Here is a 17,542-nt window from a genome sequence, read left to right on the forward strand (position 1 = left end):
TCCTTCACATGACCGCCGCAGCGGGCTCAGCCGACGGTGGAGCCGAACACCTCGTCGCGTACGGCGTCCAGAGCGGTGCGCAGCGCGCCCTGCAGGATCGGCTCCTCGGTCAGCCCGGTCGGCACCACTCGCGGCTGGACCAGGGTGATCGCCGCGACCTCCTGCTGCACCCGGTCGGCGAGCGCAGCGCCACCGGCCTGGCCGACCTCGCCGGCGAGCACGACCAGCGGTGGGTCCAGCACCACGCAGGTGCTGGCCACGCCGAGCGCGAGCCGACGGGCCAGTTCGTCGAGCATCGGGCCCCCGTCGGCGCCGGCCGCGACGGCCGCGCGGACCGCCTCGGCGGCGTCGGCGTCCGGGTAGCCGTGCTCGCGGGCCACCGCGCGTACCGAGTCCGCACCGATCAGTTGCTGGAAGGCCGGCTTGGCGCGACGGGAGACGTCGCGCGGGATGGGCGCGCCGGGCACCGGCAGGTAGCCGATCTCACCGGCGGCGCCGCTGCTGCCGTGGTGCAACCGCCCGCCCAGCATGATCGCCAGACCGACGCCGGCGCCCACCCAGACCAGCACGAAGTCCGACAGCCCCTGCGCTGCGCCGGACTGCGCCTCGGCCACCGCGGCCAGGTTGACGTCGTTCTCGAAGACCACCGGCGTATCCAGGTCGTCCCGCAACGCGGCGAGCAGACCGCTGTGCCAGCGCGGCAGGTTGAAGGCGAAGGTGATGTCGCCGGTGCCGGGGTCGACCAGGCCCGGCGTGCCGAGCACGATCCGTCGTACGCTGCTCAGCTGCGCCTGGGCGCTGCTCGCCGCCTGCACGACGGCGTTGTGCACCACGCCCACCGGGTCGTCGGTGTCCCGGGTCGACTGCTCCACCCGGCCGATGACCGCACCGGTGATGTCGGCGCAGGCGGCCACCACCCGGTCCGGTCCGACGTCCACGCCGACCACGTGCGCGCTGCCCGGGCGGACGGCGTAGAGCTGGGCGTTCGGCCCTCGCCCGCCGGCCTGCTCGCCGACCCGCGCGACGAGGCCGCGCTCCTCCAGCCGCTCGACAAGTTGCGAGGCGGTGACCTTCGACAGTCCGGTCAGCTCGCCGAGCCGAGCCCGGGTCAGCGGGCCGCGTTCGAGGAGCAGCTCCAGCGCGGCACGGTCGTTGAGCGCCCGCAACAGACGGGGGGTGCCGGGCAGCCGGGTCGCACTCATGACACGTCCTCTAGTTTTAGTAAACTTTGCTAACTGTAAACCGACCTGCGAACGGGTAGCCGTAGCGTAACGGCCACTCGACGGTGGGACGCTCCGCCGAGTCGGCAGGGCCAGGACCACCACCGGTACGACGTTTCGTACTCGCGGGGGCACCGAAGGGGGAAGCACGTGGGGTTGGATCCAGGACTGCGCCGGCTCGCGCTGGGCACGCTGCTGGCCGCGTACCCGGGACCGGTCCCGCCGGACTGGGCGGTCGACCTGCTGGCCGACGGGCTGGCCGGGCACACCCTGTTCGGCACCAACGTGCACGACCCCGCGCAGGTGGCGGCGAGCACCGCCGCGCTGCGCACCGGTCGGCCGGACGCGTTGATCGCGATCGACGAGGAGGGTGGCGACGTGACCCGGCTGGCGCACGCCACCGGCAGCCCGTACCCCGGCAACGCCGCCCTGGGCGCGATCGGCGACGTGGCCCTCACCCGACGGGTCTACCAGTCGATCGGCGCCGAACTGGCCGCGCTCGGCGTCACCGTCAACCTCGCCCCCACTGTCGACGTCAACACCGCCGACGACAACCCGGTGATCGGCACCCGGTCCTTCGGCGCGGATCCGGTGCGGGTGGCCGCCCACTCGGCCGCCGCCGTGGCCGGGTTGCAGGCCGCCGGCGTGGCCGCCTGCGCCAAGCACTTCCCCGGGCACGGCGCCACCGTCACCGACTCCCACCACGAACTGCCCACGGTGGACGCTCCACTGAGCCTGCTCCGCCAGCGGGACCTACCGCCCTTCGCGGCCATCGTCGCCGCCGGGGCGCGAGCCGTGATGACAGCGCACATCCGGGTGCCGGCGCTCACCGGCGCCGACCCGGCCACCTTCAGCCGAGCGGTCCTGGTCGACCTGCTGCGTGCCGAGTACGGCTTCACCGGCACCGTCATCACCGACGCGCTGGAGATGAAGGGTGCCGCGGTGGCCGCCGGCGGCGTCGGGCCGGCTGCGGTCCGGGCCCTGGGCGCGGGTGCCGACCTGCTCTGCATCGGCGCGAAGGTCGACGCCGAACTGGTCGAGCGGGTCGCCGCCGAGATCGTCGACGCGCTCGCCGACGGCCGGCTGGCGAGGGCGCGGGTCGAGGAGGCGGCCGGCCGCGCCGCCGATCTCGCCGCCTGGACCCGGGCCGCCAGCGGGTCGCCTGCCACCGGCGACCCCGAACTGGGGTACGCGGCAGCGCGTCGAGCGGTCCGGGTGGACGGTGTGCTCACCGGCCTGGACCAGCCACTGGTGGTGCAGCTACACACCGAGTCGACGATCGCCGAGGGTCGGGTGCCGTGGGGCCTCGGTCCGCACCTGCACGGGGTGCCGGAGATTCGGGTGATCGCCGCCGAGACCGACCCGGCCACGCTGCGCGGACTGGCGGGCGACCGTCCCATCGTGCTGGTCGGGCGACACCTGCACCGGCTGCCCGGCGGCCCGGAGCTGATCGCCGACCTGGCGGCCCAGCACCCGGTGACAGTTGTGGAGATGGGCTGGCCGGCACAGTGGCGGCCCGCGGGCGTGCGCGCCTTCGTCACCACCTACGGCGCGAGCCACGCCAACGGGCGCGCGGCGGCCGAGGTGCTCGGCCTGGCCGGCTGAGCCACGGCGTTCTCCGGCCGGGCTGAGACGCTCGGCCGGATGTCGTGCTTCCATCACCGCGCCAGAGTGTCCACAGTCACTGGTCGCCATTTCTTGAACATGTTCAACATCGGCCCTAGTCTGATGACGTCGGTAGTTGAACACGTTCAAGAAGGGCGTCCACATGGACATCAAGGTCTGGATGTACGTGATCTACCTCGCGGTCAGCGTCGGCCTGACCATCTGGGTGGCTCGAGCGCTGTCCCGCAACGGGCTGGTCTTCCTGGAGGAGGTGTTCGCCGAGAAGCGACTCGCCCAAGCGGTCAACAGCCTCCTGGTGGTCGGCTTCTACCTGCTCAACCTCGGCTACGTCACTGTGGCGATGAAGCACTCCGACCCGGTCGATTCGACCAGCCAGGCCATGGAGGAGCTGTCTCTCAAGATCGGCTTGGTGCTGCTGGTGCTCGGCGCACTGCACTTCTTCAACGTCTTCGCGCTCGGCCGCTACCGCCGAAACCGACTCCGCCAGCTCGCCACCCACCCCCCGCTCGCCCCGATCGGCCGACTCCCCATGCCGTCCACCCCACCCGGATCGCAGTTGGTCGGCGCGTACCCGGGCGGACCGCAGCCGACCGGCGCGAACCCGGCCGGACCCCAGCCCGCTGGTCCGCAACCGGGCGTCGGCCCGACGAACAACCCACCAACCCGATGACCGTGCCCCCGACCGACGGCGTCGGTCGGCTCCCGGATCCCACCGCTCACGCAGGCGGTGGGATCCGGGGGTTCACCGTCCTGTTCGACGCGGCCTGCCCACTCTGCCGCGCCGCCCGCCGCTGGTTGTCGTCCCGCGCCCAGCTCGTCCCCCTGGAGTTCGTGCCGGCCGGGTCCGCCGAGGCCCGGCGGCGCTTCCCCGGCCTGGACCACGACGCGACGCTGCGCGACCTCACAGTGATCGCCGACACCGGCGAGGTGTACGCGGGCGACGGCGCCTGGTTCGCCTGCCTCTGGGCGCTGACCGACCATCGGTCCACTGCCGAGCGGCTGGCCCGACCGCACCTGCTGCCCCTCGCCCGGCAGACGGTGGCCGCCGCGTCGGCGATCCGCGAGCGGATCCGCGACCCGTGGGCCGAGCCGACCGACGAACCGGCGGGATACGGTGACCCCGATGACCGAACAGCCTGCGCAGACGACCACTGCGGGTGATCCAGCCACCGCCCGAGGCGAGCAGACCCGGCAGCTGATCCGGGACACCGCGATGCGGCTGTTCCGCGAACGCGGATACGCCCAGACCACCATGCGGGCGATCGCGCAGGAGGCCGGCGTGGCGGTCGGCAACGCCTACTACTACTTCGGTTCCAAGGACCACCTGATTCAGGAGTTCTACGCCCAGTCCCAGGTCGAGCACCGGGCCGCCGCGCAGCCCGTGCTCGATCGGGAGGAGGCGTTCGGTCCCCGGCTCGCCGGGGTGCTGCACGCGGGGATCGACGTGTTGACGCCCTCACACGGATTCGCGGCGACCTTCTTCAAGACAGCGGCCGAGCCAACCTCCCCGCTGAGCCCCTTCTCCGCGGAGTCCTCCGGCCCCCGACAGGCGGCCATCGACCTCTTCGGCGAGGTGTTGACCGGCTCGACGGCCAAGGTCGACGCCGAGCTGCGCCCACAGTTGCCCGAGCTGCTCTGGCTCGCGTACATGGGCGTGATCCTCTACTGGGTGCACGACCGATCGCCGGGCCAGACCAAGACCCGCCAGCTCATCGACGGGGCCGTACCACTGATCGACCGGCTCGTGGCACTGTCCCGGCTCCGGGTCCTGCGGCCGGTGACCCGACAGGTGCTCGACCTGATTCGCACGCTCCGTCACTGATCCGGCTGACCTCCTTCGGCCGACGAAGCAGCAGGTCAAGTCCACTTTTCGACACTCCGAACCGACAGCTTCAACCTTGCCCCGAGCCTGTTCGATACGTAGCGTGATCGACACGTAGCGGCACGCCGTCCGCGGGGCCGCTACACCCGGAACCGGGGCCTGGGGGGAGGTTGCGGACCGTGGATCCGGCCCGGGATCCACGGTCCGCGCCCAATGCCCGCTCAGCGCGGATAGACCCCGTACGCGCGCCAGCCCCGGTCCGGGAACCCCGCCGCTTCGGCGACCCGAGCCGAGGCGTGATTGTCCCGCTCGTGCAGGTAGGTGGGGACCGCCCCCTCGTCGAGCACCCGCCGCGCCGCCTGAGCCACCAGTCGGCGGGCGAGGCCACGCCCCTGGGCGGTCGGCACGGTGCCGACGGCCAACTCGTGCCCGTACGCGTCGTGCCGCTTGATCCCGGCACCGGCCAGATAGGCGCCGCCCGGGTCACGGACCACCAGCACCGGTCGGTCGAAGAGTCGCAGCCACGGCGGCAGCCCGGTGGCGGTCGGCTCGGTCCACTCCCCCACGTCGGGCAGCGGGGCGGGTGCCAGGCTCCACCGGAAGGGGCCGTCGTGTACGCAGAATTCGGGCCGGCCGACGGCCTCCGGCAGCGCGGCGAGCAAGCGAGCCGGCGTATGGCGAACCAGCGCGCGAATCGCCGCCACACGGTCCGGCGCCACGGAGAGCACGGCGCTCTGCCCGGTGTCCACGGCGAGCGCGGGGCGTAGCCGGCCATCCCAGGCCGGTTCGGCCCGCCGCTGCGAGGCGACCACGTGCAACCCAGGCCCGGCCGGCCACTGGCCGAGCCAGGTGGCCAGGTGCAGGTGAAGCCGCCGGTCGAGCATGCGCACCTCCCCGTCACCCGACCCGTCGTCGATCACCGTACGCCGGACGGCAGGGCCGGGCGCAGGATACGTCAGGGCCGAGTGGGAAAGGGGTGCGGGAACCGGGCGTGCGGATCGACCGTCATATGTATTTCCATACCTGGACACCTTTGTTTGGGACGGTGAACGCATGCCGATTCAGCCGAGCGACCACTACCAGCAGGACCCCGAGCGACTCTGGCAGGCGGCGGAGGCCGTCGGAGGCAATCCGCCCCAGCCGCGCTACCGGAACCCGCGGACAATCGGCGGCGACTCCCTGTCGTGGGCCGGCCTGAACAAGCTGTCCGTCGGCAACTCCAGTCGGCACCGCCTGAACACCCACTGACCCACCACCGGTTGGGTGGCGCCGAAGGGCAGGCTCTGACGTTCGGGGCGACACACCGGAGGAGGTCCAGCGGCGGCTTTCGCACACCTGTCGGGTAATTTCTTGTGGTCCGCCATCCCGGCCTACGACAGGAGAAGCTCCGCGCATGGGCAAGAAGACGATCCACGTCTCCGACTTCACCGGCACGGTTCTGCAGCAGGACGACGAGGTGGTCCGCATCGTCGTGCTGGAGCACCCGGACCTGGTCGCCGGGCCCGTGCAGTTGGACGCCACCCCGGGCGAGGTGGAGAACATCGACGACGCCGCGCTGGACGTGGCGGTGGTGGAGATCCACGACCGGCACGGTGGCGGCGAGCCCCGCCGGGTGGTGTTGACCGCCAGCGAGTTCGACGCGATGGCCACTGACGTGCCGATGGCGCAGCTGTTGAAGACGGCCGAGCGGGTTCGCCCGCCCAAGGCCCGCAAGACCACCGAGAAAATCGACTACGGCACGCTGGAGCACGCCGGCAAGCCCCATCGGGGCCGGGTCACCGAGGAGGAGGCCCGCCTGGTGCGCGAGCAACTCGACGAGGTCAACAAGCGCCTCGCCGACGCGGGCGTACGCCAGATCGACCCGGCCGATCCGGAGCACGCCCTGCGTTACGGCTTTCCTGAGGCGCCCTGACCCCGGGTTCTCACTTCTTTCCGACCGCGGCGGCGAGGGCGGCGGCCAGGTCGGCCTCGACCGTCGCCTTGTCCAGGCCGAGGTTGGTGAGCACGCCGGCGCCGTCCTCCTGCTCCAGCAGGGCGAGCAGCATGTGCTCGGTGCCGATGTAGTTGTGCCCGAGGCGCAGCGCCTCCCGGAAGGTCAGCTCCAGCGCCTTCTTGCCGCGCGGGTCGTACGGGATGAGGTCCGGAACCTGCTCGGCCCGTGGTGGGAGGACGGCACCGACCGCCTCCCGTACCGCCTCGGGGGTGGCGCCGCGACCAGCCATCACCCTGGCGGCCAGCCCTTCCGGCTCGGCCAGCAGGCCCAGCACCAGGTGCTCGGGGCCGATCTCGGCGTTGCCGCTGGCCCGGGCCTCCTCCTGTGAAGCCATCACCACGTTGCGGGCGCGAGGGGTGAACCGGCCGAAGCCGGCGTTGGGGTCGAGCGCGGCCGCGTCGGTCGCCTTCGGCACGAAGCGCTTCTGGGCGGCCTGCTTGGTGACTCCCATGCTGCGGCCGATGTCGGTCCAGGAGGCGCCCGAGCGCCGGGCCTGGTCGACGAAGTGCCCGATCAGGTGATCGGCAACCTCGCCGAGGTGGTCGGCGGCGATGACCGCGTCGGTGAGTTGGTCGAGCGCGTCGGTGTGCGCCGTCTTGATCGCCTGGATCAGGTCGTCGAGCTTGACGGTGTTACCGATCTGGAGAGGATCTGTCATGCGTCAACCATAAGTTGACGGATCCGTCCCGTCAACCCTGGGTTGACGATGTTGCGTCCAGTCAGGCGGCGTACTCCGGCAGGAGTCGAGCGACGGCCGCTGGCGAGGGCATGGCGGCGATCTCGTCGGCGACAGCGCGGGCCGCGTCGCGCTGCTCGACGTTGCCGCGTTGCGGCAGCAGCCGGTGGGCCTGCTCGGCGATGGCGCTCGCGTCCACCTCGCCGGGAAGAAGCCGCAGGGCGACACCGGCGGCGGCGAGCGTGTCGGCGTTGGCGAACTGGTCGGCGCCCTGCGGCAGCAGCAACTGCGGTACGCCAGCCGCGAGCGCGCCGAGCGTGGTGCCGCTACCTCCGTGGTGCACCACCAGGTCGACGAGCGGCAGCAGCTCCGCCTGCGACACCCACTGGTGCACGCTGACGTGGTCAGGGATCTCGCCCAGTTGTTCCCGGGGCACCCGGCCCGCCGCGACCACCACCTCGGCGTTCAGCGCCGCCAGGCCGGCGATGGCGGTGCGCAGCAGCTCCGGCGTGCCGAACGCGGTGCCGAGGGTCAGATAGATCAACGGTCGGGACGTTCGACGGCTCACCCGTTCGGGCAGCGGGGCCGGTGAGGAGAAGGCCACCGGTCGCAGCTCGATCCGACGTTCGGTGGCGAGGAAGTCCTTGTCCTGCAGCGAGGGCGGCCAGATGTCCAGGTGCGGCCGGCCGACGACCTCAGCGTTCCTGGTGGGCAGTTCCAGACCGATGCCCTCGGGAAACATCCGGCCGAACCCGTGCCACAGGCCCGGGATCCCGGTCCGGTGAGCCGCCATGGCCGCCCCCGGCAGCCCCCACTCGTGCACCACCAGGTCGGGCCGCAGCCGCACCAGCTCCGGTGCGAGGTCCTCGGCGTACACCTCGTAGAAGGCGTCGCCGGGCCGGAACGGCCGCAGGCCGTGCGCGGCGAGCGGCGCGTGCACCTCCGGACCGGCGGCGAAGTGGACCTCGTGCCCGGCCTCCCGGGCGGCGATCGCCAGCGGGATCAGCGGATAGGTGTGACCGACGGACGCAAGACTGGCGAACAGCACGCGCATGGCGTCGGACCCTACCTGCCGCCACCGTGGGCCCGGCGCGTCCGGCGGCCCGTATACGGTGGGCTCCGGTCGAGCGCGGTCACCGGCGGGAAGGGCGGTCATGCGTCTGCACGTGGGATGCGCGATGTGGAGTCACCGGTCGTGGCCGGGCCACCGGCTGCCGCCCACCGAGCGCCTGCGGCACTACGCCAGTTGGTGTGACGCCGTGGAGGGCAACACCACGTTCTACGCGACACCGGCCCGGGACACAGTGGCTTCGTGGGCCGCCCAGACGGGTCCCGAGTTCCGGTTCGTCCTCAAACTTCCCAAGGTCATCACGCACGAACGCCGGCTCACCAACGTCGACGAACCGCTGCGCGTCTTTCTGGACGCCATCGAACCGCTCGGCCCGCGCGCCCACGCCCTCTGGATCCAGCTGCCCGGCTCGTTCGCGCCCGCCGACATCCCGGCCCTGGGCCGTTTCCTGGAACAGCTTCCGCAGTCCCACCGGTACGCGGTGGAGGTCCGCCATCCCGCGTTCTTCACCGACGCCCGCGCGGCCCGACTGCTCGGGGCGACCCTCGCCGCCGCCCGCGCCGAATGGATCCCCTTCGACACGACCGCCTTCTTCGCGAGCCCGCCGACCAGCGACGCGGAGCGGGACGCCTGGACCAGGAAGCCCCGCGTGCCGCTCCGGTCCGTCGCGCTGACCGACCGGCCGATCGTCCGCTACCTCGGTCGTGACGACTCGACGCGCACTGTCGAGGGGTGGCAGCGCTGGGTCGACGTGACAGTCACCTGGCTCCGCGAGGGACGCTCGCCGACGATGTTCATCCACACCCCTGACAACGCCGACGCTCCGGCGCTCGCCCGCCGGTTCCACGACGAGGTACGAGCACGCGTACCCGGGCTCGACGCGTTGCCCGAGCCGATCCCGGTCGAGCCGTTGACGCTGTTCTGACCCGACCGGTCAACCCTGGTGGTCGAGCAGGTCGTCGAGGTGGGCCGCCGTGCTGATCAGCGAGAGGTGGCTGAACGCCTGCGGGAAGTTGCCGATCTGCTCACCGGTCGGCGCGATCTCCTCGGAGTAGAGGCCGAGCGGGTTGCTGTACGTGAGCATCTTCTCGAAGGTCAACCGGGCGTCGTCGATCCGGCCGGCCAGGGCGAGCGCCTGCACGTACCAGAAGGTGCACATGTTGAAGGTGCCCTCGGTGCCGGCGAGACCGTCCGGCGATGCCTTCGGGTCGTAGCGGTAGACCAGGCTGTCGGAGACCAGGCCGGTGTCCATCGCGCGCAGCGTCGACTCCCACATCGGGTCGGTCGGCGAGATGAAGTTCAGCCCCGGCATCGCCAGCAGCGACGCGTCCAGGATGTCGGACCCGTAGTGCTGCACGAAGGCGCGACGCTCCTGGTTGAACCCACGAGTCATCACCTGCTCGTAGATGGCGTCACGTTCGGCGGACCAGCGGGCGATGTCGCCGGGGCGGCCCCGGCGTCGCGCGATGCGGATCGCCCGGTCCAGCGCGACCCAGGACAACACCCGACCGTAGGTGAAGTCCTGCCGGCCGGAACGGGTCTCCCAGATGCCGTCCTCGGGCTGGTCCCAGTGCGCACAGAGCCAGTCCATCAAGCCGGCCGTCTTGCGCCACCCCTCGTACGGCGCGATCAGCCCGTTGCGGTCGGCGAGCTCCAACGAGACGAGCGCCTCGCCGTAGATATCGAGCTGGAGTTGGCCCGCAGCGCCGTTGCCGATCCGCACCGGGGCGGAGCCGCGGTACCCCTCCAGGTGACCCAGCACCTCCTCGGGGAGGTCCGGTGAGCCGTCGATGCGGTACATGATCTGCAGAGGAAGGTTGTCGTCCCGTGCCTCACGGATGCGCGCGTCGAGCCAGAGCAGATACTTCTCGGCCTCTTCGGTGAAGCCCAGGCGCAGCAGCGCGTGCACGGAGAAGGACGCGTCCCGGATCCAGGTGTAGCGGTAGTCCCAGTTCCGCTGCCCGCCGATCTGCTCGGGCAGCCCCGCGGTGGGCGCGGCGACCAGGGCGCCGGTCGGTGCGTACGTCATCAGCTTGAGGGTCATCGCCGACCGCTCGACCACCTCGCGCCAGCGGCCCTTGTACCGGGAACCGCCCACCCACCGCCGCCAGTAGTCGCGGGTCTCGGCGAGCAGATCGCACGCCTCGTCGGTGGTGAGTGCGCGGGGCGCGTGCGGACAGGCGGTCTCCAGGACCACCCCGCCGATGTCGCCGGCGTGCAGGGTGAACGACGCGGCCACACCGTCGGTGTCCCGTTTGATGTCCCTCGTGTCGAACTCGCGGAGCGAGTTCTTGAAGGCGGCCAGGGTGAGGGTCATCGTCGGGCTCCGGAAGACGTCGCCCTCGGGGTGCACCTCCAGCTCGTACGCATCGCGCCCGTAGTTGAACCGGGGGTGGCAGTGGAAGCGGAACTGCATGCTCCCCCGGACCATCCGGACCAGCCGGATCAACCGGTGCCGGTCGGTGGCCTCCGCACCGGTGACCGGCATGAAGTCCAACAGCTCACCGACACCGTCGGCGCTGTGGAAGCGCGTGATCAGGATCGGCGTACCGGGCAGGTAGAGCTGTTTGCTCGTGTAGTCGACGCCGTCGGGCGAGAGCTGGAAGTGGCCGCCGTTGCGGCGGTCCAGCAGCGCGCCGAAGATGCTCGGCGAGTCGAAGCGGGGCGCGCAGAACCAGTCGACCGTACCGTCCGTGCTGATCAGCGCCGCGGTCTGGAGATCACCGATCAGACCGTGGTCCTCGACTGCCGGGTAGCTGTCCACGCTGTCCCCCGCCATCCGTACTGGCCAATGGCGGCGACTACCCGGGTACCGGCGAAAAATGCGGCCCGCGACTCGACCCGGTCGTGACCCGCCGGTCATTGCGGAAGCAAATCTTCCGCAATCGTCGATAGCGTCAACACCGACGACATCGACGAGAGGACACCTGATGAGCCTGCGAGGATTCGCCACCCTGAACATCTGGGCGGACGACGTGGCGGCAGCCACCGCGTGGTACGCGGACTTTCTTGGCGTCGAGGCGTACTTCATGCGCCCCGGCCCCGACGGACGCCCGGCCTACACCGAGTTCCGCATCGGGGACTATCAGGCCGAGCTGGGCATCATCGATCGCAGGTACGCACCGGCCGGTGCGGCGGCCGGGCCCGGCGGCGCGATCATGCACTGGTGCGTCGACGACCTCGACGCCACCGTCGAGCGGCTGCTGGCGTTGGGTGCCACGGAGTACCAGCCGATCACTCCGCACGGAGACGAGGGGTTCATCACCGCAGCGGTGGTCGACCCGTTCGGCAACGTGCTGGGGGTCATGAAGAACCCGCACTACCTCGACGTCCTTGCGTCGCTGAAGGCGACCTGAGGTTCCGGGGCGGCTCAGTCCGACTCGTCCCGGTCCGCCGTCCGCCGCACCAGCGCCACCGCCTCGTCGGTGTCCAACCCACTGGCGATGAGCAGGTCCTGGGCGGCCATGCGGAATTCGCCCGCGGCGGTCATCCCCGAGTAGCCCAACCGGTGGGCGTGCGGACGGGTGGGATCCGGGGCGGCGGGCCCCTGCGCCTCTCCGACCAGCTTGAGAGCGGTCAGGATCTGCTGGCGCGCCTCCTGCGGGTCCGCCCGCTCGGGGGTGGTGGTGCGTCTCAGCGTATGCATGCTGGTGGCCAGCAGTTCGATGGCTGCCGCGAACTCCTCCGGTATCGGCTCATCCTCCCGGAGAGCCTTGGTGAGTCTCCGCGCAACGGCCCGACAGCCGTAGAGGCTCCGCTCGAGATGTTTGACGGCCTGGGTGTAGCGGGCCAGGAACCTGCGTTGGTGCCACCGTAGCGGCGCCAGTCGCACCACCTCCTGGCAGCCCCGAGCCCCTCGTCCAGCGCGTTCATCCGCGACCCGAGAATCCGCAGGCCGGTCAGACTCTGCTCGGTGGCGTCAAGGTCCCGACGACGCAACGCCCCGCCCAGGCTGTGCAGGGCGGCGATAGCCGGGTCGAGAACCGGTTCGGCCAGCCGCTGCACCGTCCGCTGCGGGTGGATGGGCACCACCAGCAGACCGACCGCCAAGCCGACCAGTCCGCCGACCGCGGCATCGACGAAGCGAGGAACGGACAGGTCACGCACTGGCGGTTCCAGGGTGGCGATGAGCACCGCGGTGCCACCGGCCTGGGTGAGCAGGGAGCCACCGCCCTTGAGCAGGATGGCGACGATGATCGCCAGTACGACGACCAGGCCGGTCTGCCAGGGCCCGATGCCGAACAGCGGCATGACCGCGTCACCGACTGCGAGCCCGAGAACGACCCCGACCAGCAGCTCGATGGTGCGGCGCAGGCGTGTGCCCATCGAGGCGGCCACGATGCCGACCGCGGTGGTGGGCGCGAGGACCGGGGCGGGATTGTCCAGGAACTGGTACCCCACGAACCAGGCGATCGACGCCGCGACGCCGGCCTGCACGGCGAGCAGCCCGTAGAGGCGGAACCGCCACGCGCGGGTGCGCAACCCGTGCCGCACCCGCTCGGGCAGGCCGGCCCAGGTGCGGTCGACCCGGGACACCCCGTGCGGGGGCGGGTCGTTGTCAGCTGCCGGCTCCTGCTTGGCGGGCATCCGCGCCGCTTACCCAGCGAATACGGACCTATCCGGTGAGCCAGCCGAATCGTGCCGGTGTCCCGTCAGTGGGCGGGGTTCGGCGTGTGCGGGAGTTTGCCGAGTTGGCGCCAGTTCGTCTCGGCGACGTCGACACCGTAGTGCTTGGCGGCGGCGAGGATGTTCTGGAAGGCCAGGTCGCGGTCCTTGTCGGTGACGCCCTGCACCTGGTCGAACCGGGCGACGGCGTTGCGGACGTGGCTGGCATCGGTCATCGGTTCCTTGCGTTTCTCAGGGAACGCGAAGACGCTCTCCGGCAGCTCGCGCTTGTCCTTGTCCGACAGGCCGCCGTGCTTCTCGTGGGGCTTCCAGGTCGACTTCATCGCCCAGCATTACCCGCACGTTGTCCGACGGCACCTCCGAAGCCGACATTTCCCGGACGATCGCCCCCGGCAAGATCCATATCATGCCGGCCGGGACGTCCGAAGCCGAAGCCCTGCGCACGCTGTCCTTTGTGGAGTGCGAGCATGGCCGACATGGATATCTACGAGGACGCCCGTACGGTGTCGCGCTCGGACCTGGCCGCCTGGCTGCGCCAACTGGCGAACCAGCTGGAGTCTGACGGGCGGCTCTTCTACGGCGCGGCGGGTGCGGTGACGGTCGCGGACACGGTGCGGTGCGAGCTGGAGATCGAGCGGGAGAACGAGACGGAGGTGTCCGTCGAGATCGAGTTCTCCTGGACCGAGCCCGCGCGCGTCAAGGCGGCGGACGAGGAGGAACCCTCGAAGGACGACGAGGCCGCCGAGCCGACCGAGACGGCCGAGGCCACGCCGGAGGCGTGACCGCCTGACGAGTGCCCGGCAGCCCCTCGTCGCTGTCCACGGTGAATTCCCGTCAGTGCACCATGATCTGGTTCCGCTGAAGTTTCAGTTTTGGGCGAGTTGCGAGTTGCCCACCCCACAGATCGAAGGAGAACGAATGACTGTTGCCGCCGATTTCAGCAAGCTGGTCATCAAGGCCTACCAGGACAAGACTCTCGCCGAGCTGGTCGACTCACCGGTGGATGCGCTCACCGGCGTCAGCGCTGGCGATGCCAAGCTGCTCAAGGAGGCGTTCAACATCACCACTGTCGGCGACCTCGGTCGTAGCCCGTACTTCCGTACCGCCCAGGCACTGGTGGCCCTGAACGCCGCCAAGTAACGACGCCGGTCGAATCGACCCGGCAGCACGTGTCGGCATCGACCGTGGAGTCCGACGGTCGATGCCCACACCCACGCCGGCGGCCCGCGTACCAGAGGTAGCCGGGGCCAGGCCCGTGTCGGCCTGGCCCCGGGGTTTTCTGGTCGGTCAGCTACGCAGCGTCCACCGCTGGTTCGTGCCGCCGTTACAGGACCAGAGGATGAGCTTCGTGCCGTTGGCGGTGGCGGCGCCGTTGGCGTCGAGACAGAGCCCCGACTGGGCGTTCGTCACGGTGCCGTTGGTGTTGACGTTCCACTGCTGGTTTAGCCCGCCGTGGCAGTCCCAGATGATGACCGCGGTGCCGTTGGCCGTGCCCGCCCCGGAGGCGTCCAGACACTTGTTGCCGTACACGGTCAGCTGCTTGCTGGCGGTGTGGGTCCACCGCTGGTTGGTGCCGGTGGAGCAGTCCCAGAGCTGAGTCTGAGTGCCGTTGGTGGTCGAGGAGTTGGGCACCTCGACACAGCGGCCGGACTGGCCACCCACGAGTTGTCCGCTCCCCGTACCGCTGCCACCGCCCTGCTGCTGCCGGACGATCGCTGTCGACTCGGCCGACCGGTTGCCCTGTGCGTCGACGACGTAGAGCCGGTACTCGCCCTGAGTGGCCGGCACGGCGATGGACGTGGCGGTGCCGGTGGCCCTGGTCATCGTCGCCCCGGCGGTGAAGGTGGTCGTGCCGTACGGAGCCAACCAGACCGATCTGGTGGCGTCGCCGATGCTCCGGATCGGGATCGACGCGGTGGCACTGTTGACGAAAGTGCTGGCCGGCAGCACGTAGTTCGGCGCGGAGAAATTGCTCGCCGGAATGATGTCCCGGTACGCGTCCTCAAGACCGGAATTCGCGGCAATGCCGTACGCCGCCGCCGGCCAGACATAGTCGGAGGAGACGAGGATGTCGCCGACCGTGCTGTTCGGCAGATTCTTGTTCGAGACCTTGTTGATCGGGCCGTAGATCTGCGTGATGCTCAGATCGTGCTTCCGCCCGAAATCGTCCGAGTTGATCATCCAGGTGACGTTCTTGTCGATACTCAGGACGTTGTCGCGGAAGGTGATGAACGCCGAGCCCTCATCCGGGTGCAGTCCGTACTTGTGGCCCGACGGAACGCCCTGGAGATAGTTGTTCGTAATGGTGGTGCCGGGCTGGCTCCCAAGCGTGTAAATGGGAGCCGTGTCGCTGAGGCGTTGCACCGTGTCGATGATGTGGTTGTAGCTGATGGTGTTGTTTCTCGCCGTGGTGGTCGGTCGGTTCGGCACGATAGAGCCCGACGATCCGTCGAAGTTCCACCAGCCCCAGCCGAGCGTGATGCCCGACCACGGGGTCTTCTCGATCCGGTTGCGCTGGATGGTGAGTGTGTCGGCGAAGTACGCGGAGATGGGGCTGTGCCCGTTGAACAGGACCGCGCTGTCGTAGAGGTAGTTGTTCTTGATGTCGATGTTCTTCGGCAGCCCCTCGACCGACGCCGAGTACTTCTCCCGGTTGGTCGACGTGCCGTCCCCGATGTAGACGTGCTGCGGATGGCCCACGAGGATCGCGGACCCCGCGATGTCGTTGGTGTGGTTGCCGATCAACTGTGTGCCCTGCACGTCGTTGACCATGCTGATCCCGTCGGCACCGGTGTGTTGGATCCGGTTGCGCTGCAGGAGGATCCCGTCGGCGTTCTGCACCTGGACGATGCCGGGAACGACATCGACGTTGCGGTAGTGGTAGACGTGGAAGTTGCCCTTGGCGTACACGTTCGCGCTGAGATTGCCCTGCTGCGCCTGCTTGAAAAACGATCCGGCGACGTTGACCAGGTTCCAGTCGGAGTGCTGCACCGTGAGGCCGGAGAAGGTGATGTTGCGCGCGTGGCTGCTCGTCGAGGTGCCGGCCACCCGCAACACGGTGGTCACGTTGTTCGGCGCGTAGACCGTCGCGGTCGACATGTTCTCGGCACTGGCCTTGTAGTAGTAGAGCGTCCGGCTGGTCTTGTCGAAGTAGAACTCGCCGGGAGCGTCCAGGAACTCGTAGGCGTTCATCACCTTGTGGGTTCCACCAACCTGGGCGTTGCCGTTGAACGCGCCCTGCGCGATGGCCGCACCCGGTTGCTGGAAGAGGGCCACCCGGTTGACGCCGTCGGAACTCGTGGTCACCTGTCGGACGCCCACGATGGCCGTGGTCCAGGTCGTTCCGGTCTCGATCTCGATGTCGTCCTGATTGTTGGCGACGGCCGGGAAATCGTTCAGGCTGTATTTTGCGCCGTCGCACTGCGAGCCCGACTCCCAGGCCCACGAGGCCTGGTTGGCCGTGATGTTGTACGTCCCGTAACAGCCCGCCGAGCTGATCGTCTTCGACGCCATGTACGCACGCTTGTCATTGACATAGAGCGCCCGCAGCTTGTTGGCGCGGTCGAGCGGCGCCTTCCAGATGTTGCCGCTGTGCTGGCTCCACCCGGTCACCTGGACGCCGCCGTCAAGGACTGGCTTCTCATTGGCGTAGGCCGCGTAGCTGACCCGGAAGCCGTTGGTGCCGGAGTCGCTCGGCCCGAATTCGACAGTGCTGCTCACCGGATAGGTGCCACCACGGAGGTAGACGTTCACGTCGCCGGTCATGTTCGTGTTCACCGTACGAACGATGTCCCGGGCACGTTGCAGAGTCCGGAATGGCGACTGCAGGGTGCCCGGATTGGCGTCGTTACCGTCCGGGGCGACATAGTAGGTCGCCTGGACCGCGGCCGAGGCCGGTAGTTGGTTTGTCAGCACTGCCGGCAGTGTGGCGGCGACAAGCGCCGCCACCGCCAACACTGACATTCGAGCGGTGGATATGGCTGACTTCACGTCTGTTCCTCTCACTGGTCGTCGATGTGGTGCCCAAAGTGCGTATCGAGCGACGAGTACGGAACAGCGACGCCACTAAGGGCCGGCGGGGACTTCCGTCGCCCCGACCGCACTCTTTGTTAACCGCCCCGAAATTCTTACTGGGAGCGTAGGTCACACGTCTGACCAATGCAACCGGCAATTGGAGGGCGTCTATGCCGAAATGCCCTCGGATCGGGCAGATCCACCACGCCGGTCGCACACCCCTACTTACGTCGTCCGACGAATGCGCAGCGACGAGGCTCAGCAGCCACCCCCTGGCGGGATGGACGATCATCCCGCCCCCGGGACCCGATCAATCGAGACGCCGCGACGTCCGAAAGACTCCGAAAGTTTCGGCGACCTCCCGGGCCGAGGCGGCGCCCCGGGCCTGCCCACGTCAGGCGCACCGCACCCCCGCCAGCCGGCCCGGGGACCTGCGTGTGCGCGCGGATCACACATTGACTTGCATTGATGTTTTGCTTACAGTCACCCACGAAAT

19 protein-coding genes are annotated in these 17,542 nt (G+C 69.7%); 10 read left to right on the top strand and 9 right to left on the bottom strand.

What is annotated here, in order from left to right; genetic code table 11:
* Positions 1-26: 26 nt before the first annotated feature.
* A complete protein-coding gene (locus FB453_RS01255) occupies positions 27-1,202 on the bottom strand; it encodes an ROK family transcriptional regulator (protein WP_112582127.1) in 1,176 nt (391 codons plus the stop codon).
* A gap of 168 nt (positions 1,203-1,370) precedes the next feature.
* Between FB453_RS01255 and FB453_RS01260 the strand changes: the two genes are divergently transcribed.
* The 4 genes from FB453_RS01260 to FB453_RS01275 all read left to right on the top strand — a co-directional run bounded on the left by FB453_RS01260 (position 1,371) and on the right by FB453_RS01275 (position 4,668).
* A complete protein-coding gene (locus FB453_RS01260; protein ID WP_145786882.1) occupies positions 1,371-2,825 on the top strand; it encodes a glycoside hydrolase family 3 N-terminal domain-containing protein in 1,455 nt (484 codons plus the stop codon).
* Positions 2,826-2,961: 136 nt separating this feature from the next.
* Entirely contained in the window at positions 2,962-3,516 is a 555-nt protein-coding gene (locus tag FB453_RS01265; RefSeq protein ID WP_258401693.1) for a hypothetical protein, read from the top strand.
* Positions 3,513-4,007 (top strand): DCC1-like thiol-disulfide oxidoreductase family protein, encoded by a 495-nt coding sequence (locus FB453_RS01270; RefSeq protein WP_145786884.1) that lies wholly within the window; start codon positions 3,513-3,515, stop codon positions 4,005-4,007. The genes FB453_RS01265 and FB453_RS01270 overlap by 4 nt, the downstream gene beginning before the upstream one ends.
* The gene (locus tag FB453_RS01275) at positions 3,970-4,668 is read left to right on the top strand and encodes a TetR/AcrR family transcriptional regulator (RefSeq protein WP_112582130.1); all 699 of its coding nucleotides are present in this window, start codon (positions 3,970-3,972) and stop codon (positions 4,666-4,668) included. The genes FB453_RS01270 and FB453_RS01275 overlap by 38 nt, the downstream gene beginning before the upstream one ends.
* Before the next feature lie 221 nt (positions 4,669-4,889).
* On the opposite strand, the gene FB453_RS01280 is transcribed toward FB453_RS01275, so the two are convergent.
* The gene (locus FB453_RS01280; RefSeq protein ID WP_145786886.1) at positions 4,890-5,552 is read right to left on the bottom strand and encodes a GNAT family N-acetyltransferase; all 663 of its coding nucleotides are present in this window, start codon (positions 5,550-5,552) and stop codon (positions 4,890-4,892) included.
* A gap of 169 nt (positions 5,553-5,721) precedes the next feature.
* Here FB453_RS01280 and FB453_RS01285 point away from each other — a divergent pair, with 169 nt between their 5' ends.
* Both FB453_RS01285 and FB453_RS01290 read left to right on the top strand, forming a co-directional pair.
* Positions 5,722-5,916, top strand: coding sequence for a DNA repair protein (locus FB453_RS01285; protein WP_112582132.1), 195 nt, complete (start codon positions 5,722-5,724; stop codon positions 5,914-5,916).
* 145 nt (positions 5,917-6,061) lie between these two features.
* Positions 6,062-6,580 carry a hypothetical protein gene (locus tag FB453_RS01290; protein WP_145786888.1) on the top strand — a complete coding sequence of 173 codons (519 nt, stop codon included), beginning with the start codon at positions 6,062-6,064 and terminating at the stop codon, positions 6,578-6,580.
* A gap of 10 nt (positions 6,581-6,590) precedes the next feature.
* Here the strand turns inward: FB453_RS01290 and FB453_RS01295 are convergent, their stop codons facing one another.
* Together FB453_RS01295 and FB453_RS01300 are read right to left on the bottom strand one after the other, a co-directional pair.
* Positions 6,591-7,319: a Clp protease N-terminal domain-containing protein gene (locus FB453_RS01295; RefSeq protein WP_145786890.1), complete on the bottom strand. Its 729-nt coding sequence runs from the start codon at positions 7,317-7,319 to the stop codon at positions 6,591-6,593.
* A gap of 61 nt (positions 7,320-7,380) precedes the next feature.
* Positions 7,381-8,391 carry a glycosyltransferase gene (locus tag FB453_RS01300; protein ID WP_145786892.1) on the bottom strand — a complete coding sequence of 337 codons (1,011 nt, stop codon included), beginning with the start codon at positions 8,389-8,391 and terminating at the stop codon, positions 7,381-7,383.
* Positions 8,392-8,515: 124 nt separating this feature from the next.
* On the opposite strand from FB453_RS01300, the gene FB453_RS01305 reads away from it, so the two are divergent.
* A complete protein-coding gene (locus tag FB453_RS01305; protein ID WP_222431308.1) occupies positions 8,516-9,331 on the top strand; it encodes a DUF72 domain-containing protein in 816 nt (271 codons plus the stop codon).
* A 9-nt stretch (positions 9,332-9,340) separates the two neighbouring features.
* Here the strand turns inward: FB453_RS01305 and FB453_RS01310 are convergent, their stop codons facing one another.
* Positions 9,341-11,170, bottom strand: a complete 1,830-nt coding sequence (locus tag FB453_RS01310; protein ID WP_145787809.1) for a glycoside hydrolase family 15 protein — start codon at positions 11,168-11,170, stop codon at positions 9,341-9,343.
* Between the two features lie 166 nt (positions 11,171-11,336).
* Here FB453_RS01310 and FB453_RS01315 point away from each other — a divergent pair, with 166 nt between their 5' ends.
* Positions 11,337-11,762, top strand: a complete 426-nt coding sequence (locus FB453_RS01315; RefSeq protein WP_145786896.1) for a VOC family protein — start codon at positions 11,337-11,339, stop codon at positions 11,760-11,762.
* Positions 11,763-11,776: 14 nt separating this feature from the next.
* Here FB453_RS01315 and FB453_RS01320 read toward each other — a convergent pair whose 3' ends face one another.
* The 3 genes from FB453_RS01320 to FB453_RS01330 form a co-directional block, all read right to left on the bottom strand.
* Positions 11,777-12,052 (bottom strand): hypothetical protein, encoded by a 276-nt coding sequence (locus FB453_RS01320; RefSeq protein ID WP_145786898.1) that lies wholly within the window; start codon positions 12,050-12,052, stop codon positions 11,777-11,779.
* Positions 12,040-12,993 (bottom strand): FUSC family protein, encoded by a 954-nt coding sequence (locus FB453_RS01325; protein WP_145786899.1) that lies wholly within the window; start codon positions 12,991-12,993, stop codon positions 12,040-12,042. Before FB453_RS01325 ends, FB453_RS01320 begins: the two co-directional genes overlap by 13 nt.
* A gap of 65 nt (positions 12,994-13,058) precedes the next feature.
* Complete coding sequence (locus FB453_RS01330; protein ID WP_145786901.1) at positions 13,059-13,355, bottom strand: DUF6582 domain-containing protein; 297 nt, start codon at positions 13,353-13,355, stop codon at positions 13,059-13,061.
* A 144-nt stretch (positions 13,356-13,499) separates the two neighbouring features.
* Here FB453_RS01330 and FB453_RS01335 point away from each other — a divergent pair, with 144 nt between their 5' ends.
* On the top strand, positions 13,500-13,814 hold the full coding sequence (locus FB453_RS01335) for an amphi-Trp domain-containing protein (protein ID WP_145786903.1): 315 nt from the start codon (positions 13,500-13,502) through the stop codon (positions 13,812-13,814).
* A 136-nt stretch (positions 13,815-13,950) separates the two neighbouring features.
* The gene (locus FB453_RS01340; RefSeq protein ID WP_145786905.1) at positions 13,951-14,172 is read left to right on the top strand and encodes a hypothetical protein; all 222 of its coding nucleotides are present in this window, start codon (positions 13,951-13,953) and stop codon (positions 14,170-14,172) included.
* 147 nt (positions 14,173-14,319) lie between these two features.
* On the opposite strand, the gene FB453_RS01345 is transcribed toward FB453_RS01340, so the two are convergent.
* Positions 14,320-16,995 carry a ricin-type beta-trefoil lectin domain protein gene (locus FB453_RS01345; RefSeq protein ID WP_486480119.1) on the bottom strand — a complete coding sequence of 892 codons (2,676 nt, stop codon included), beginning with the start codon at positions 16,993-16,995 and terminating at the stop codon, positions 14,320-14,322.
* Positions 16,996-17,542: the final 547 nt, after the last annotated feature.

This window comes from Micromonospora sp. CNZ322 (assembly GCF_007827755.1).

Coding starts and splice junctions, on each gene's coding strand:
- FB453_RS01255 (WP_112582127.1), bottom strand. CDS start 1,202: ATGAGTGCGACCCGGCTGCCCGGCACCCCCCGTCTGTTGCGGGCGCTC.
- FB453_RS01345 (WP_486480119.1), bottom strand. CDS start 16,995: ATGTCAGTGTTGGCGGTGGCGGCGCTTGTCGCCGCCACACTGCCGGCA.
- FB453_RS01290 (WP_145786888.1), top strand. CDS start 6,062: ATGGGCAAGAAGACGATCCACGTCTCCGACTTCACCGGCACGGTTCTG.
- FB453_RS01280 (WP_145786886.1), bottom strand. CDS start 5,552: ATGCTCGACCGGCGGCTTCACCTGCACCTGGCCACCTGGCTCGGCCAG.
- FB453_RS01320 (WP_145786898.1), bottom strand. CDS start 12,052: ATGCATACGCTGAGACGCACCACCACCCCCGAGCGGGCGGACCCGCAG.
- FB453_RS01275 (WP_112582130.1), top strand. CDS start 3,970: ATGACCGAACAGCCTGCGCAGACGACCACTGCGGGTGATCCAGCCACC.
- FB453_RS01295 (WP_145786890.1), bottom strand. CDS start 7,319: ATGACAGATCCTCTCCAGATCGGTAACACCGTCAAGCTCGACGACCTG.
- FB453_RS01325 (WP_145786899.1), bottom strand. CDS start 12,993: ATGCCCGCCAAGCAGGAGCCGGCAGCTGACAACGACCCGCCCCCGCAC.
- FB453_RS01270 (WP_145786884.1), top strand. CDS start 3,513: ATGACCGTGCCCCCGACCGACGGCGTCGGTCGGCTCCCGGATCCCACC.
- FB453_RS01285 (WP_112582132.1), top strand. CDS start 5,722: ATGCCGATTCAGCCGAGCGACCACTACCAGCAGGACCCCGAGCGACTC.
- FB453_RS01335 (WP_145786903.1), top strand. CDS start 13,500: ATGGCCGACATGGATATCTACGAGGACGCCCGTACGGTGTCGCGCTCG.
- FB453_RS01300 (WP_145786892.1), bottom strand. CDS start 8,391: ATGCGCGTGCTGTTCGCCAGTCTTGCGTCCGTCGGTCACACCTATCCG.
- FB453_RS01330 (WP_145786901.1), bottom strand. CDS start 13,355: ATGAAGTCGACCTGGAAGCCCCACGAGAAGCACGGCGGCCTGTCGGAC.
- FB453_RS01315 (WP_145786896.1), top strand. CDS start 11,337: ATGAGCCTGCGAGGATTCGCCACCCTGAACATCTGGGCGGACGACGTG.
- FB453_RS01340 (WP_145786905.1), top strand. CDS start 13,951: ATGACTGTTGCCGCCGATTTCAGCAAGCTGGTCATCAAGGCCTACCAG.
- FB453_RS01305 (WP_222431308.1), top strand. CDS start 8,516: ATGTGGAGTCACCGGTCGTGGCCGGGCCACCGGCTGCCGCCCACCGAG.